Annotated in this window: 13 protein-coding genes; 10 read left to right on the forward strand and 3 right to left on the reverse strand. The window is 60.2% G+C overall.

The window, feature by feature from the left end:
• Window positions 1–43: 43 nt before the first annotated feature.
• On the reverse strand, window positions 44–1381 hold the full coding sequence (locus I6L37_RS21060; RefSeq protein WP_216992877.1) for an MATE family efflux transporter: 1338 nt from the start codon (window positions 1379–1381) through the stop codon (window positions 44–46).
• Window positions 1382–1536: 155 nt separating this feature from the next.
• Between I6L37_RS21060 and mscM the strand changes: the two genes are divergently transcribed.
• From mscM to frdD, 7 genes are all read left to right on the forward strand, one after another.
• Window positions 1537–4809 (forward strand): miniconductance mechanosensitive channel MscM, encoded by a 3273-nt coding sequence (gene mscM, locus I6L37_RS21065; RefSeq protein WP_216992878.1) that lies wholly within the window; start codon window positions 1537–1539, stop codon window positions 4807–4809.
• A gap of 28 nt (window positions 4810–4837) precedes the next feature.
• Window positions 4838–5545 carry a glycerophosphodiester phosphodiesterase gene (locus tag I6L37_RS21070; protein ID WP_216992879.1) on the forward strand — a complete coding sequence of 236 codons (708 nt, stop codon included), beginning with the start codon at window positions 4838–4840 and terminating at the stop codon, window positions 5543–5545.
• 132 nt (window positions 5546–5677) lie between these two features.
• Entirely contained in the window at window positions 5678–7555 is a 1878-nt protein-coding gene (locus tag I6L37_RS21075) for a methyl-accepting chemotaxis protein (protein ID WP_042025687.1), read from the forward strand.
• Window positions 7556–8066: 511 nt separating this feature from the next.
• Window positions 8067–9851 (forward strand): fumarate reductase (quinol) flavoprotein subunit, encoded by a 1785-nt coding sequence (gene frdA, locus I6L37_RS21080; RefSeq protein WP_026457016.1) that lies wholly within the window; start codon window positions 8067–8069, stop codon window positions 9849–9851.
• Window positions 9844–10578: a succinate dehydrogenase/fumarate reductase iron-sulfur subunit gene (locus I6L37_RS21085; protein ID WP_026457017.1), complete on the forward strand. Its 735-nt coding sequence runs from the start codon at window positions 9844–9846 to the stop codon at window positions 10576–10578. Before frdA ends, I6L37_RS21085 begins: the two co-directional genes overlap by 8 nt.
• Window positions 10579–10594: 16 nt before the next feature.
• On the forward strand, window positions 10595–10993 hold the full coding sequence (locus I6L37_RS21090) for a fumarate reductase (RefSeq protein ID WP_026457018.1): 399 nt from the start codon (window positions 10595–10597) through the stop codon (window positions 10991–10993).
• A gap of 10 nt (window positions 10994–11003) precedes the next feature.
• Window positions 11004–11360 carry a fumarate reductase subunit FrdD gene (gene frdD / locus I6L37_RS21095; protein WP_026457019.1) on the forward strand — a complete coding sequence of 119 codons (357 nt, stop codon included), beginning with the start codon at window positions 11004–11006 and terminating at the stop codon, window positions 11358–11360.
• Here frdD and I6L37_RS21100 read toward each other — a convergent pair whose 3' ends face one another.
• Entirely contained in the window at window positions 11361–11588 is a 228-nt protein-coding gene (locus I6L37_RS21100) for a hypothetical protein (RefSeq protein WP_156476441.1), read from the reverse strand.
• Window positions 11589–11628: 40 nt separating this feature from the next.
• Here I6L37_RS21100 and I6L37_RS21105 point away from each other — a divergent pair, with 40 nt between their 5' ends.
• Genes I6L37_RS21105 through I6L37_RS21115 form a run of 3 tightly spaced genes read left to right on the forward strand, consistent with a single transcriptional unit; the run spans window position 11629 to window position 13983 of the window.
• Window positions 11629–12360: a nucleoside recognition domain-containing protein gene (locus I6L37_RS21105; protein WP_026457020.1), complete on the forward strand. Its 732-nt coding sequence runs from the start codon at window positions 11629–11631 to the stop codon at window positions 12358–12360.
• On the forward strand, window positions 12357–12824 hold the full coding sequence (locus I6L37_RS21110; protein ID WP_026457021.1) for a YjiG family protein: 468 nt from the start codon (window positions 12357–12359) through the stop codon (window positions 12822–12824). The genes I6L37_RS21105 and I6L37_RS21110 overlap by 4 nt, the downstream gene beginning before the upstream one ends.
• A 34-nt stretch (window positions 12825–12858) precedes the next feature.
• Window positions 12859–13983 carry a M20 family metallopeptidase gene (locus I6L37_RS21115; RefSeq protein ID WP_216992880.1) on the forward strand — a complete coding sequence of 375 codons (1125 nt, stop codon included), beginning with the start codon at window positions 12859–12861 and terminating at the stop codon, window positions 13981–13983.
• A 67-nt stretch (window positions 13984–14050) separates the two neighbouring features.
• Here I6L37_RS21115 and I6L37_RS21120 read toward each other — a convergent pair whose 3' ends face one another.
• Entirely contained in the window at window positions 14051–14812 is a 762-nt protein-coding gene (locus I6L37_RS21120; protein WP_216994223.1) for an ABC transporter substrate-binding protein, read from the reverse strand.
• Window positions 14813–14876 lie beyond the last annotated feature (64 nt).

Raw genomic sequence — 14876 nt, forward strand, 5'->3', positions numbered from 1 at the left:
GCCAATGGCTGCCTTTTTGTTGTCTACCGTCCTCTCGCGACAGCTAGCTCGCCACCCCGTGTGCACTGCCCTCCCCGCGCATGGCTCGCCACATCAACAGTACCAGCAGGGCGCTGCAACTGGGCAGCGCCAGCCAGACCCCGGGCACACCCCACAAGGAGGAGAATCCCCACAAGAAGAGACCGATCAGCACCAGCTTGCCACCGGTCAGCAGGGAGGCAATACGGGCCCGGTTGATGGCCTGGAAATAGGTGGCCCCCACCAGCAGCAACCCCTCCATCGGCAGGCCCCAGAAGTAGAGCCAGATCCCGAGGCTCGCCACCGGCAGCAGCGCCGCGTTGTCGCCAGCGAACAGATAGACAGCCGCTTCCGGCCACAGGTAGAGCGGCACCATGCCACACAGGGCGATGCCCAGGGTCACCCCGAGCGCCAGATTGCGTATGCGCAGCACCCGCTGCCAGTGGCCGGCCCCGGCGTTGAAGCTGGCGATGGGCTGGATGCCCATGGCTATCCCCTCGAATACCAGATAGAAAAAGGCCTCGGTGTAGCTGATCACCCCGTAGGCAGCCACATGGAGGGAGGTGCCGACCGAGAGCAGCGCCTTGTTGTGCAGCGCCAACACCACAGACAGATAGAGGTACATTAGAAAGCTGGAGACACCGAGCCTCAGAGTGTCGGCCATCAGTGCCGGGTCGGGGCGCAGGCTGTCCAGACCGATGCGCAGCTGGCTGCGGGGGGTGAAGAAGTGCCACAGGCAGCACAAACCGGTGACCGCCTGGGCCAGCATGGTGGCCGTGGCCACTCCAGCCAGGCCAAACGGAAACACCACCATCAACAGATAGTCGAGCAGCACATTGATCAGGCCACCAAGCACCATGATGAGGCTGACGAAGCCGGGCCGCCCGTCATTGCGCAGCAGCGAGCTAAACGTCATCGAGAGCACCGCAAAGCCGCCCAGCCAGGCATAGGCCTGCAGATAGGCGAGGCCTGCGGTAAAGATCTCCCCCTCGGCCCCCATCCAGGCCAACATGGGGCCACCATAGCGCAGCCCGATGACGCTGAGCAGGAATGACGAGAGCACCACCAGCACCAGCGCGTTGCCCACGATACGGCGCGCTCTGGCCGGGTCGCTCCGCCCCAGATGGAAGGAGACCAGCGAGGAGGCCCCCATGCCGATCAGGGCTCCCACCGCATAAAGAATGGCGCAGATGGGATAGGCCAACATCAGACCGGCCAGGCCATCCTGCCCGAGCACATGGCCAACGAAGATACCGTCTATGGTGACATAGATGCCGGTGACCAGCATGGTGGCCACGGTCGGGGTAACGTAACGCCAGAAGAGGCGAGAGAGGGGGGCTGTGCCCAGATCAACGGCTGACATAATCGGCTCAAAGAGGAGAAAGCGGCGGCATCATAGCGGAACGTCCGAATGAGTTCCTGTTATTTATGTGATGAATCATTAAGGGTAACCACCTTTACCCACCGCCCTTCACTGCTTTAGGCTAGGACCATCCTTCATGACCAGAAACGAGCCTCATGTTGCAACGCCTGCTCACCCTCTTTTTGTTCTGTCTTGTCCCCTTGTCATCCGCCTGGGCCGAGGACGCCGTCACCCAGGCCGAAGCCCTGCTGCAAAGCGTGCCCAAAAGCGATACCCCCGAAAACCAGAAGCTGCGCGAGAGCTATCAGCAGGCACTGCAGTTTGCCCGAGAGGCCGAACGCTACCGGGAGCAGAGCAAGGCCTATCAGCAGATCCTTATCGACTATCCCCAGGAGTCGAGCCGCCTCAAGGAGAGCCTGCACAACTATCAACCCGCCGCCCGGCCTCCCCTCTCCCGCCTCAAGGAGGAGACCCTGCGCCAGGCCATTGGCCTGAGCAACAACCGCCAGCTCAACCTGCGCAAGGAGCGCCAGGGGGTGATGGACAGCCTCAATCAGCTCGAAAGCACGGGCCAGGAGTATCACCTGCGGGTGGACGATCTGCGCAAGCAGCTGCAGCTGACTCGCAGCCAGCTGGATCGCCTGAGCCTGGGGAGCGAGTCGGATCGGCGGCTGGAGGCCCAGCAGCTGGTGACCCGCATGAAGGAGCAAAGCCTCTCTGACCGGATCCAGATGCTGGAGCTGGAGCAGCTCTCAGCTCAACAACGCAACGATCTTGGCAAGCTGAAGCTGCAGGAGCTCAACCTGGCCATCGCCGACGAGGATGAGTGGCAGACCAGCCTGCTGAACCAGCAAAACCAGCTGCGCCGTGAGAAAACGGAGCAGGCGCTGGCGGAGAGCGAGCGGCTGCGCAAACAGCTCACCTCCGACATGCCGCTGCTGCTGGAGCAACAAAAGCAGAACCAGGCCCTCTCCCTGCAACTCAGCGGTCTCGAAGACGAGATAGAGCGGGTTCAGGACGAGCAGCGCACCATCGACAAGAACCTGTTTACCCTCAACGAGCTGGTCAACTCGGTGCGCGAACAGCTGGAGTGGCTGCAGATCAGCAACGCCTACGGCGAGAACCTGCGCAGCAAGCTGGCGGATCTACCCGCCTACTTCCCGCTGGACAAGCTGGAGTCGGCCATCGTCAACGCCCGCAGGGCCAAATATCAGTACGAGACCGAGCAGGATGACCTCGCCGATCCTCGTCAATTGCGCGAACAACTGCTGGCTGGCGAAGAGGTGACTCTGGATCGCTCGCAACTGGCGGTGCTCGACAACCTGCTCAAGGCCCGTCGCCAGCTGCTGACCCGTCTCAACGATGCCTCCGATACCCTGATCCAGGAACAGACCCGGCTCAAGCTGCTCTACAGCCGCCAGAACAGCAAGATCGACGAGATCCGCGAGCTCAGCGCCAGCCACCTGTTCTGGCTACCGGACGTACGCCCCTTCACCCCCCAGGTCATCCTCGGCATCCCCGCCGCCCTGGCGCTGGCCTTCAACCCGAACAACTGGTTGCAACTGCCCCGCGCCATCGCCGAGAACAATCCCCTGACCCTCACGATGGCCGGCCTCGGCCTGCTGGTGCTGGCCTGGAGCTGGTTCAAGCTGGCCGGCCATCTGGTCCGCTTCTGCGAACACGTGGCACCGCGCATCGGCAAGGTCACCCAGGACAAGTTCAGCCTCACCAGTCGCCTGCTGCTGCGTACCCTGATCGCCTCGCTGCCGTTCCCGGCCATGGTGTTGATGGTGCGCGGCCTGCTTGAGGGGGTCTGGCAATATCCCTTCGCGGTGGCGGTGGGCCGGGGGCTTGGCGAGATCTGGTTCCTGCTGCTGGCCCTGATGATGGCGCGCCACCTCACTCTGGAGAAAGGGATCCTGATCCACCACTTCCGCTGGTCCAAAGAGCGGGTACAGCGAGTCTGGGGGCAATTTCGTACCCTGCTGCTGGTGCTGATCCCGAGCTTCTTCGTGCAGGGGATGGCGAACAGCTACCAGGAGCACGCCTTCTACGACTCCCTCGGCAGGTTGGCCTTCATCATCGGCGCCCTCTGGCTGCTGCTGTTCTTCGCCCGCCTCAACCGGGAGCGGCTGCCGCTGACCTGGGGCCAGAGCGACATGAGCAAGCCCCATCTGCTGCACCATTTTATCTGGAACAGCCTGATGCTGGCCCCCCTGCTGGCGGTGATCGGCTCCCTGTTCGGCTACTTCTACACCTCCCGCACCCTGCTCAGGCAGCTGGAGCTGAGTCTGCTGATGGGGCTCGGCGCCCTGCTCGTCTACTACCTGGCCAGACGCTGGATGCTGATCCAGCGCCGCCGCCTCGCCTTCGAACGGGCCAAGAGCAAGCGGGCCGAGATCCTCGCCCAGCGGGACGATCCCAACAGCGATCTCAGTTCGGAGATCCCCGATGTGGTGGAAGAGGCGGAGCTGGATCTCGACACCATCAGCGCCCAGTCCCTCGGGCTGGTCCGCACCCTGTTGATGCTGGGCTTCACCATGTTGCTGCTGGTGCAATGGTCGGATCTCAACTCCGCCTTCAGCTTCCTGAGCAACATCGAGGTATGGCAGGTGAGCAACAAGATAGGCGGCATCGAGCAGCTCTCCGCCATCACCCTGCAGGATCTGATGATGACGGCCTTCATCTTCATTCTGACGGTGGTGACGGCACGCAACTTGCCCGGCCTGATGGAGCTGACCCTGCTCCAGCACCTGAGCCTTTCGCCGGGGACCGGCTTTGCGCTCACCACCGTCAGCAAGTACCTGGTGATCCTGATCGGTGCCCTCACCGGCTTCTCCATGCTCGGCATCGACTGGTCCAAGACCCAGTGGCTGGTGGCGGCCCTCTCGGTGGGCCTGGGTTTCGGTTTGCAGGAGATCTTCGCCAACTTCGTCTCCGGCCTCATCATACTGTTCGAAAAACCGATCCGCCTCGGCGACACCGTCACCATCCGGGATCTGACCGGTACCGTCACCAAGATCAAGACACGGGCCACCACCATAGTGGATTGGGACAGGAAGGAGATCATCGTCCCCAACAAGGCATTCATCACCGAGCAGTTCATCAACTGGTCGCTGTCGGATGCCATCACCCGGGTCAAGCTGCGCATCCGCATCGGCCTGACCCGGGATCCCAAGCTGGTGCAGCGCATTCTGGAAGAGTCGATACAGGCATCGACCCTGGTGCTGGAGAGCCCGACCCCGGAGGTGTTCCTGGTCGAGTTCACCGATTCGGCGCTGATCTACGAGATCCGTCTCTACGTCAACAACATGGATCACCGGATGCCCATCACCCACGAGGTCCATTCGCTGGTGCTGGATAAACTGCAGCAGCAGGGGCTCACCCTGCCCCACCAGCAGATAGACATTCACCTGACCCGGGGCTGACCCGGCCCGGCACGCAAAAGGAGCAAGCATGCAGATCATTGCCCATCGGGGGGCCAGCGGCCTGGCGCCCGAGAACACCCTCAAGGCGATCGCCCTGGCGCTGGCACAGGGAGCAGAGGCCATCGAGATCGACGTGCAGGCCGCCGACGGCGAATTGTGGGTCTTCCATGACCGGCGGCTGGAACGCTGTACCAATGGAGAGGGAGTACTGAGCGAGCAATCCTGCACCTATCTGCAGAGTCTGGATGCAGGCGACGGCGAGCCCATCCCGACCCTGTGGCAGGTGATGAGCCTGATCAGAGGCCGCTGCGAGCTGCATATCGAGCTCAAGGGGGCCAATACCGCCAAGCCCGTCGCGGCATTGACCAGAAAGGCAGAGGCCGAGCTTGGTTTTACCACCGCCCAGTGGGTCGTCTCCTCCTTTCATCACCCCGAGCTGGCCAGGTTTACCGGCCTGCGGCCCGAGATCCGCCTCGGCGCCCTCACTGCCAACCTGCCCCTCAACCTGGCACTGTTTGCCGAACGTCTGGGGGCCTGGTCCATCAACTGCGATGTGGATTTTGTCGACAAGATGCTGATTGAGGATGCCCACCAACGGGGGCTCAAGGTGCTGGTCTATACCGTGGATCATCTCGCCGATCAGCAGCGGCTGGCGCAGTGGGGCGTCGACGGTATTTTCACCAATCGTCCGGATCGCTTCATCCCATCCGGCCACCCTGACCCTGTAGATGGCTAAGACGCCCGATCAGCACTAACTTTAGAAAGCTGATCGGGATACAAAAAGTTCAAACTCGGCCGATAAGAGTTGGCTCACAACAATAACAACGCAATACACCTACTTCAGACTGACGCTCACAAGGATGTAATTATGAACTTGTCGATCAAAAACAAACTCGTCCTCGCCATCGGGGTCATCATTCTGGTGATCACCGGTCTGCAGGTCTGGTACAACACCTCGCAACTGCGCAGCGAGACTCAACGACTGATCTGGAACTTCATCGACGAAAGTTCTGCTGCCAACGTCAAGGGGATCTCCCGCTGGCTCGACGCCAGGGTGAACATGGTCAGCTCCACCAAGGAAGCCTTTGCCAAGGAAGACGAGCCCATCAGCCATCTCGCCCAATCCATGAACGCAGGCGGCTTCGATCTGGTTTATGTGGGCACCACAGATGGCCGGATGATCCAGAGCAAACCGACCGACCTGCCAGCCGGTTACGATCCCCGCAAGCGCCCCTGGTATCAGGACGCCACGACTGCGGGCAAGATGACCATCACCTCTCCCTATGCCGACATCACCACGGGCCAGCTCATCATCACCATCGCCGAGCCATTCCAGCGCGGCAACACCCAGGGAGTGATCGCCGGTGACGTCTCCATCAGCGGTCTGGTCTCCGACATTCTGGCGGTCAACACCGAGGGCACCTACGCCGTGCTGATCGACAGCAATGGCACCATCATCGCCCACCCTGACACCTCGCTGACCCTGAAACCGGCCACCGAGCTCTCCCCCGAGCTGACGGCTGCCGGCGTCAACCGGATTGCCAATGACGGCACCATCTCCGAGATGGATATCAGCGGCAAGCTGAGCGTGTTCGACCTGAACCTTATCCCCAACACCAACTGGTACTACGGCATAGTGGTGGATGATGCGGTGGCCTATCAGTCAGTCAGACGCATGGTCACCTCGGCCCTGTTGCAAGGCTTGATCACCATCATCATAGTGGCCGGCTTCTCCTACGTGGCCATCCACGGCTCCCTGGCACCGCTGAAAACCCTGGGTGAGGCCATTGCCGATCTCTCCCGTGGCAATGGCGATCTGACCCGCCGCATCAAGATCGAGCGGGACGACGAGGTGGGAACTGTAGCCAAACACGTCAACACCTTCATCGATCGGATCCACACAATGGTGCAGGATATCTCCAACTCATCCACACAGCTCAACCAGCAGGCCAAGTCCTCCCACAACATGGCCGAGAAATCGAGTCAGGGGCTGGCGCGCCAGCAAAACGAGATCTCCCAGATCGCCACCGCCGTGCACGAAATGTCCGCCACCGCAGTGGAAGTGGCCAGCAATGCCGAACAGACCGCCGAGGCGGCGCGCTCCTCCTCCAGCAGCTGCGAGCACGGCAAGCAGGTCATCGCCCGTAACCAGCGCTCCATCACGGATCTGGCAACTCAGGTCGAACAAGCCTCCAACATCATTCAGGAACTGGAGAAGAACGCCCAGGAGATCAACACCATCCTCTCCACTATTCAGGGCATCGCCGAGCAGACCAACCTGCTGGCTCTGAACGCCGCCATCGAGGCTGCCCGTGCCGGTGAGCAGGGTCGTGGTTTCGCTGTGGTAGCCGACGAGGTGCGGGTGCTGTCACAACGTACCCACAGCTCCACCGTCGAGATCCGCAACATGATCGAAACCCTGCAACGTAACACCCAGGGCGCGGTCAGCACCATGCACGAGGGCCAGCTGCTGGCGCAAAACAGCGTGGATGATGCCAACAACGCCACCCAGGCGCTCGAGCAGATCACCCTCTCGATCAACCAGATCTCCGACATGGCGACCCAGATCTCCAGCGCTGCCGAAGAGCAGCGGGCCGTGACCGACGAGGTCAGTCGCAACATTCAGGCGGTGAAAGATGTCTCTGACGAACTGGCGGTGGACGCCGACAGCTCGCGTCATCTCTCGGAACAACTGAAAAATATTTCGGGTGAACTGAACAATCAGGTGGGTATGTTCCGCATCTGAACGCGCGAAAAAGGGGGCCACACCGGCCCCCTTTCATTTCATAATAGCCCTTATTTTTCAGTGATTAATCCAATACCGACCAGATTTACCTCTCCCCCTTCCCTTCCCGATTCCCAGGACGGCACCACACCTGGTCACCTCGCCACACACTCACAACATAAATTAGATTTACTAATCCGAAATCATGACTGGTAATAATTCTCAATAAACATTTTTAATAAAAAACTTAAAAACTTTTTTGCGGATACCCAAAAAGAGAGGTAATTCTCATTTTGTTGAAAGAAAACTACGTACAATCCGGTAGTTAAAGTTTTCGCGGCTGTGTGTTCGATTGCTCAGTAACACTGAAAACCGGCGATAATTGCAACATTTTCATCCAGGGAACAGGGTGTTTGATAGAAAAATCACTAGTAAAAATGGAATAAAACCAAGCTGTTTGACTTGTATCAAACTTGAATTTTTTTCATAGAGCAAAATCGTGCCCAGCAAATCTATCCCTAAGGAGGCAGATGTGGATATTATCAAGACCGATGTTGCCATCATCGGCGCCGGTGGTGGTGGCCTGCGTGCCGCAATCGCCATTGCTGAAGCCCACCCGGAACTGGAGATCGCGCTGATCTCCAAGGTTTATCCGATGCGCAGCCATACCGTTGCTGCCGAAGGTGGTGCCGCCGGCGTCGTCCGTGATGATGACTCCCTGGAAAACCACTTCAACGATACCGTCTCTGGCGGTGACTGGCTGTGTGAACAGGACGTGGTGGAATACTTCGTCGAAAACGCCACCAACGAAATGATCCAGCTGGAACACTGGGGCTGCCCCTGGAGCCGCAAGCCGGATGGCAAGGCCAACGTCCGTCGTTTCGGCGGGATGAAGATCCCGCGCACCTGGTTTGCCGCTGACAAATCCGGTTTCCACATTCTGCACACCCTGTTCCAGACCTCCATCAAGTACCCGAGCATCAAGCGTTTCGACGAGCATTTCTGCCTTGATCTGATCGTGGAAGATGGCCGCGTCCAGGGCGTACTGACCTTCGATATCCAGAACGGCATCACCCGTTTCATCCAGGCCAAGTCCGTGGTACTGGCTACCGGCGGTGCCGGTCGTGTCTATCGCTACAACACCAACGGCGGCATCGTCACCGGTGACGGCATGGCCCTGGCCTACCGCCACGGCGTACCGCTGCGCGACATGGAGTTCGTCCAGTATCACCCGACCGGCCTGCCTGGCACCGGCATCCTGATGACCGAAGGTTGTCGTGGTGAAGGCGGCATCCTGCTGAACAAGGATGGCTACCGCTACCTGCAAGACTACGGCTTGGGCCCGGAAACCCCGGTTGGCCAGCCGAAGAACAAGCACATGGAGCTGGGTCCCCGTGACCGTCTCTCCCAGGCATTCTGGCAAGAGCAGCAAAAAGGCCGCGTGATCCAGGGCCCGATGGGCGACGTGGTTCACCTCGACCTGCGCCACCTCGGCGAGAAGTACCTGAAAGAGCGTCTGCCCTTCATCTGCGAACTGGCCAAGGCCTACGTGGGTGTGGATCCGGTGAAAGAGCCGATTCCGGTGCGTCCGACTGCCCACTACACCATGGGTGGTATCGAAACTGACGGCAAGTGCGCCACCCGTCTGGCCGGCCTCTACGCCGCCGGTGAGTGTGCCTCCGTCGGTCTGCACGGTGCCAACCGTCTGGGTTCCAACTCCCTGTCCGAGATCGTGGTATTCGGTAAAGTGGCCGGTGAACAGGCTGCCGAATTTGCCGCCACCCAGCAGCACGGCAACACCCAGGCGCTGGTCGCCAAGGCCGAGGCGCTCATCAAGCAGCACCTCTCCCTGCTCGATATCGACGGCACCGAAAACCCGGCCGATATTCGCAACGAACTGGGCATGTCCATGGAAGCCGGTGTCGGTATCTACCGTACCGAAGAGCTGATGCAGGGCACCATCGACAAGATCAACGAGCTGAAAGCCCGTTACAAGAAGATCAAGATCAACGACAAGTCCTCTGTCTTCAACACCGACCTGCTGTACGCCATCGAACTGGGCTACATGCTGGACGTGGCCGAAGCCATGGCTCACTCCGCCATCAACCGTAAAGAGTCCCGTGGTTCCCACCAGCGTCTGGACGGTTATGAGGAGCGTGATGACGTGAACTTCCTCAAGCACACTCTCTCCTTCTACAACGATGAAGGGGCCCCGACCATCGATTACTCCGATGTGAAGATCACTAAATCCCAACCGGCGAAACGCGTGTACGGTTCCGAGGGTGAGAAACAAGACGAGGCTAAGAAGAATGGCTGAGATGATCGAAATTGAAATCCTGCGCTACCGTCCCGAGCAGGATAACGAGCCCTGGATGCAGACCTTCCAGGTGCCTTACCTCAAAGAGATGTCCCTGCTGGATGCCCTGCAGTACATCAAGGATCACCTGGACTCGACCCTGAGCTTCCGCTGGTCCTGCCGGATGGCGATCTGCGGCTCCTGCGGCATGATGGTCAACGGCGTGCCCAAGCTGGGTTGCAAGACCTTCCTGCGCGACTACCTGCCGGGCAAGATGACTATCGAGCCGCTCAACAACTTCCCGATCGAGCGCGATCTGGTGGTCGACATGTCCGACTTCATCGAGAAGCTGGAGAGCATCAAGCCCTACATCATCCCGAGCGAGCCGCGCAGCCTGTGCGATGGCGAGTACACCCAGACTCCGGCTGACATGGCGAAGTATCACCAGTTCTCCATGTGCATCAACTGCGGTCTGTGCTACGCAGCCTGCCCGCAATATGGCATCAACAAGAAGTTCACCGGTCCGGCGGCACTGGCTCTGGCCTATCGCTACAACGCCGACAACCGCGACAGCGCGTCCAAGGAACGGATGAAGATCCTGAGCCAAGACGAAGGTGTTTGGGGTTGTACCTTCGTGGGCTACTGCTCCGAAGTGTGCCCGAAAGGCGTGGACCCGGCCGCAGCCATCCAGCTTGGCAAGGTCGAGAGCGCCAAGGACTACATGATCGCCATGTTCAAGCCAGATTGAGATCAGGAATGAGACCATGAACAACACCCAAAGCAAACGTAAGCCTTACGTCCGCGAAATGAAGAAAGACTGGTGGCTGAAGAATGCCTTCTACACCGGTTACATGATCCGCGAGGGTACCAGTATCTTCGTCTCCATCTATGCCGTCGTGCTGATGTGGGGTCTGATGCGTCTGGTACAGGGTCAGGAAGCGTTCAACGGCTGGCTGGAATCCCTGCAAAGCCCGATCGCCATCCTGTTCCATGTGATTGCCCTGGCGGCCTGCCTGTTCCACGCCAAGACCTGGTTTGCCCTGGCGCCGAAAGCCATGCGCATCTTCCGGGGTGAAGACCTGGTGCCGGAGAAACCGATCGTGCTGGCCCAGTATGTGGCGCTGGCGGTGGTATCCCTGCTTGTCCTGATCATCGTGGCTTGAGGAGAAAACAATGAGACGTTCTGACGAACCAATTTACTGGGGTCTGTTTGGTGCAGGCGGCATGGTCGTCGCCATGCTGCTGCCGGTCATTGTCCTCATTACCGGTCTGCTGGTGCCCATGGGCATCATGGACGTGGAGACCATGAGCTACGATCGCGTGCACGCCTTCGCCAGCTCTTGGTGGGGTGCCTGCATCCTGCTGGTGATCATCGCCCTGCCCATCTGGCACGGCATGCACCGTATCTACCACGGTCTGCATGACCTGGGGATCCACACCACCAAGCTGCACCACTATGTGTTCTATGGCTTCGCCTTCCTGGTGTCCGCCATCACCATCGGTCTGCTGATGGTACTGGTATTCCAGTAATCACCACCGACTTGCATGACCAAACCGGGCCTCGCGCCCGGTTTTTTCTTTTCCGCCATCCGGCGCCCCTGTCATACCACCCACATAACGCCGCCATTCAAAAATCCCTGTAAAAACCGGATTTTTATCCATCAAAGCAACGATCGCCATCACATAAAACCACAACAAACACCAAAGACAGTGCGCCAGTTTGACCGCCATCAATTTACTGATAATTGCATCATTCATACTGCGAGCGATTAAATATTTATTCAGATGGAGCTAAATCATGACTGACAAATCACGCTCGGTAACGATAGGCAGTTACCTGGCACTGGCGTTCGCCATCGTCTTCTTTTCGGGGCTGTTGCAGTCCAACCAGTGGTACGGAGTGTTCGACTTCACCACACTGAACGGTTCGTTCGGCACCATGGTACAGAGCGTCAGCGAGAACGGCGACGGCCTCAAGACTGCCATGACCGACATGCGCGGCAAGGGGGGCAACGGCGCCCGCGACGGCTTCCTGTTTGCCCTGACCCTGATCCCCACCGTGATGTTCGCCCTCGGCATGATCAATGTGCTGGAACACTACGGCGCCCTGGATGCCGCCCGCAAGCTGCTAACCCCGCTGCTGCGCCCGCTGATGGGGATCCCGGGCAACACGGGCCTGGCGCTGATCGCCTCCCTGCAGAGTACCGATGCCGGCGCCGCCATGACCCGCCAGCTCAAGGATGAAGGGCTCATCACCAAGCGCGAGACCGACGTCTTCACCATGTTCCAGTTCTCCGCCGGTGCCACCATAGTCAACTTCTTCTCCTCCGGCGCCGTGCTGTTCACCCTGACCCTGGCCGATGGCAGCCCGGCGGTCAGCTCCTCCATCGGTCTCGCCGTGGTGGTGATGTTTGCCTTCAAATTTGTCGGTGCCAACCTGTTTCGGGTCTACCTCAACCTGACCGAAGGCAAAAACAGCGACAACCCCCAGCACGCCACGACCCCCAGCCCCCAGGAGCAAGCCAAATGAGCCAGGCCAACGTCAAGAAACCCATCGTCACCGATATCTTCGTCGAAGGGGCCAAGAAGGGATGGGTCATCGCCACCACCTCCACCGTGCCCAACGTGCTGATGGCCTTCGTCATCATCAAGGCGCTGCAGATCACCGGCGCCCTGGACGCCATGGGTGCCATCTTCTCCCCCATCATGGCGGTGTTCGGTCTGCCCGGTGAGGCAGCTGCCGTGCTGATCGGCGCCTGGATGTCGATGGGCGGCGCGGTCGGCGTGGTCATTACCCTGTTCGATCAGGGGATCCTCAACGGTACCCACATCGCCATCCTGGCCCCCGCCATCTACTTGATGGGCTCCCAGGTGCAGTACATGGGCCGCATCCTCGGCTGCATCGGCACCGAAGGGCGCTACATCCCCATCATGGTCGCCATCTCAGTGCTCAACGCCTTCGGCGCCATGCTGGTGATGAACATCCTTCTCTGACCCTTTTCGTACAACCACACAAGTGGAGCAACCGATGACTTTTTCTCTGGATGAATACTTGGCCGAATTGGCCCCTCTCATCAACCTGGATTGCGGCTCATTGCACCAACCTGGCATAACCGCAGTGGCTGATCTGATGGCCGCCAAATACGAGGCCATGGGTGGCTGGCACATCAAGCGGGTCGACTGCGGGGTAGCCGGGGTGGGACTGGAAATTCGCAACCAGCCTGATGCCGAGCAGATTGATGTGATGTTGATTGGCCATATGGACACCGTCTTCCCCCTCGGCACCGCCGCCGCCCGCCCGATGAGCGTCGATGGCGAGCGGGCCTGCGGTCCCGGCGTCTCCGACATGAAATCCGGCCTGCTCAACATCGTCTATGCCCTGCGCGCCCTGCCCCGCGAGGTGCGCGACAGCCTGAGCATCTGCGTCTGCATGAACCCGGACGAAGAGATTGGCTCCCTGCACTCCAGCGACTGGCTGGCCTCGGTAGCCAAACAAGCCCGTCAGGTGCTGGTGGCCGAAGCGGCCCGTGCCGACGGCTCCCTGGTCAAGGCGCGCAAGGGGATGGCTCGCTATCGCCTTGATTTCACCGGCAAGGCGGCCCACGCGGGCAACGAGCCGCAGAAGGGGCGCAGCGCCATCACCGAGCTGGGTCACTGGATCCTGGCCATCAATGCCCTCACCAACTTCGAGAGCGGCACCACCCTCAACATCGGCATCGTCGAGGGGGGCAATGGCGCCAACATAGTGCCGGCCCACGCCAGCGCCGTGGTAGACGTGCGTTTCTGGGACAATCAGGAGTACAGCCAGGTCAACGACCGGCTGCTGACCCTGGCCGAGCGCCCTCATCTGGAAGGGGTCATCATCAAGCTGACTCGCGAGGCCCACAAGCCGGCCATGGTGCCGTCAGAAGGCACCAAGGCCCTGATGGCCATTGTGGAAGAGTGTGGTCAGGAGCTGGGTCTGCCCATCCGCTGGCAAGAGGTCGGTGGCGGCTCGGATGCCAACCTGACCGCCGCCCTCGGCATTCCGACCCTGGATGGTCTAGGCCCTATCGGAGCCGGTTTCCACAGTGACGAGGAGTATCTGGATCTGGCGAGCATTGCCCCGCGCATCGAGCTGCTGGTGAAGGTACTGACCCGCCTGGCCGCGTGATATCCCCATCCATGACCAAGGCCAGCCGGTTTGCACCGGCTGGCCTTTTTTATATCCAGCGGCGTTGTCACTCCAGTGGCGGCAGAAACTTCGCCATCACCTTGCCGGTATGCCCCTCCTCCTCAAAGGCCACCAGCGTCTGATCCAGCTGAGTAATGAGCTCCCGGGCCCGCAGCGATCCCTTGCTCACCATCAGGTAGAACCCCTTGCGATTGGGTAGGCGCAGATGGGTCAAACCGGGTTCACTCTGGTAGATGCCAAGGCTGAGGCCGCTTAGCAGCGGCTCGACCGAGTTTGGCAGAAAATCGCAGCGCCCCCGCGCCAGCAGGTCGAGCGCCTGCTGCAGCCGCTTGACCCGCCGCAGCTTCTTGTTGATGCCATAGGGGGCATAGTTGTAGCCGAGCAATCCGCACATCCGGCCGCGGCTGGCCATCTCTAGATCCGGCGCCTCGGGGAAGCGGCGCTTGAGGTAGAAGAGACCGAGGCGGGTGTGATAGAGGGGAACACTGTAGTAAACATGGGCCGCCAGCTCCGGCTTGTAGCTGGCATCCCTGGTCAGCTCGCACAGGCCGTTTTGGCCATAGTCGACCAGTTCCTGCTTGACCCTGGCCCATGGCAGGTAGCGGATCTGGTGAGACAGGCCATTCTGGCGCAGGGCATCGAGCACCAGGGTCGCCGCCGCCCCGGTCAGCCGTTCGGGTTCCGGCACGCCGTTGTGGCGCACCCAATACGTGTAGGGAGGCCATTCACTGCCATTGCCGAGGCAGATCCGCACCGGTGCCTCACTCTCCTGTGCCGAGACGACCGGCATCAGCATGGCAAGGATCATGCCCGACAACAGCCAGAATTCCTTCATCCCTCTTCCCCCATGTGCCAATCTCCTGAGCGCAGAG

Origin of the sequence: Aeromonas sp. FDAARGOS 1407, assembly GCF_019048725.1 — a bacterium.
GTDB lineage: Bacteria > Pseudomonadota > Gammaproteobacteria > Enterobacterales > Aeromonadaceae > Aeromonas > Aeromonas enteropelogenes.

Bases quoted from the DNA above. Each gene is read 5' to 3' on its own strand.
- frdD (WP_026457019.1), top strand. From the start codon at position 11,004: ATGAGACGTTCTGACGAACCAATTTACTGGGGTCTGTTTGGTGCAGGC.
- I6L37_RS21115 (WP_216992880.1), top strand. From the start codon at position 12,859: ATGACTTTTTCTCTGGATGAATACTTGGCCGAATTGGCCCCTCTCATC.
- I6L37_RS21105 (WP_026457020.1), top strand. From the start codon at position 11,629: ATGACTGACAAATCACGCTCGGTAACGATAGGCAGTTACCTGGCACTG.
- I6L37_RS21110 (WP_026457021.1), top strand. From the start codon at position 12,357: ATGAGCCAGGCCAACGTCAAGAAACCCATCGTCACCGATATCTTCGTC.
- I6L37_RS21100 (WP_156476441.1), bottom strand. From the start codon at position 11,588: ATGAATGATGCAATTATCAGTAAATTGATGGCGGTCAAACTGGCGCAC.
- I6L37_RS21070 (WP_216992879.1), top strand. From the start codon at position 4,838: ATGCAGATCATTGCCCATCGGGGGGCCAGCGGCCTGGCGCCCGAGAAC.
- I6L37_RS21060 (WP_216992877.1), bottom strand. From the start codon at position 1,381: ATGTCAGCCGTTGATCTGGGCACAGCCCCCCTCTCTCGCCTCTTCTGG.
- I6L37_RS21120 (WP_216994223.1), bottom strand. From the start codon at position 14,812: ATGATCCTTGCCATGCTGATGCCGGTCGTCTCGGCACAGGAGAGTGAG.
- mscM (WP_216992878.1), top strand. From the start codon at position 1,537: ATGTTGCAACGCCTGCTCACCCTCTTTTTGTTCTGTCTTGTCCCCTTG.
- I6L37_RS21075 (WP_042025687.1), top strand. From the start codon at position 5,678: ATGAACTTGTCGATCAAAAACAAACTCGTCCTCGCCATCGGGGTCATC.
- I6L37_RS21085 (WP_026457017.1), top strand. From the start codon at position 9,844: ATGGCTGAGATGATCGAAATTGAAATCCTGCGCTACCGTCCCGAGCAG.
- I6L37_RS21090 (WP_026457018.1), top strand. From the start codon at position 10,595: ATGAACAACACCCAAAGCAAACGTAAGCCTTACGTCCGCGAAATGAAG.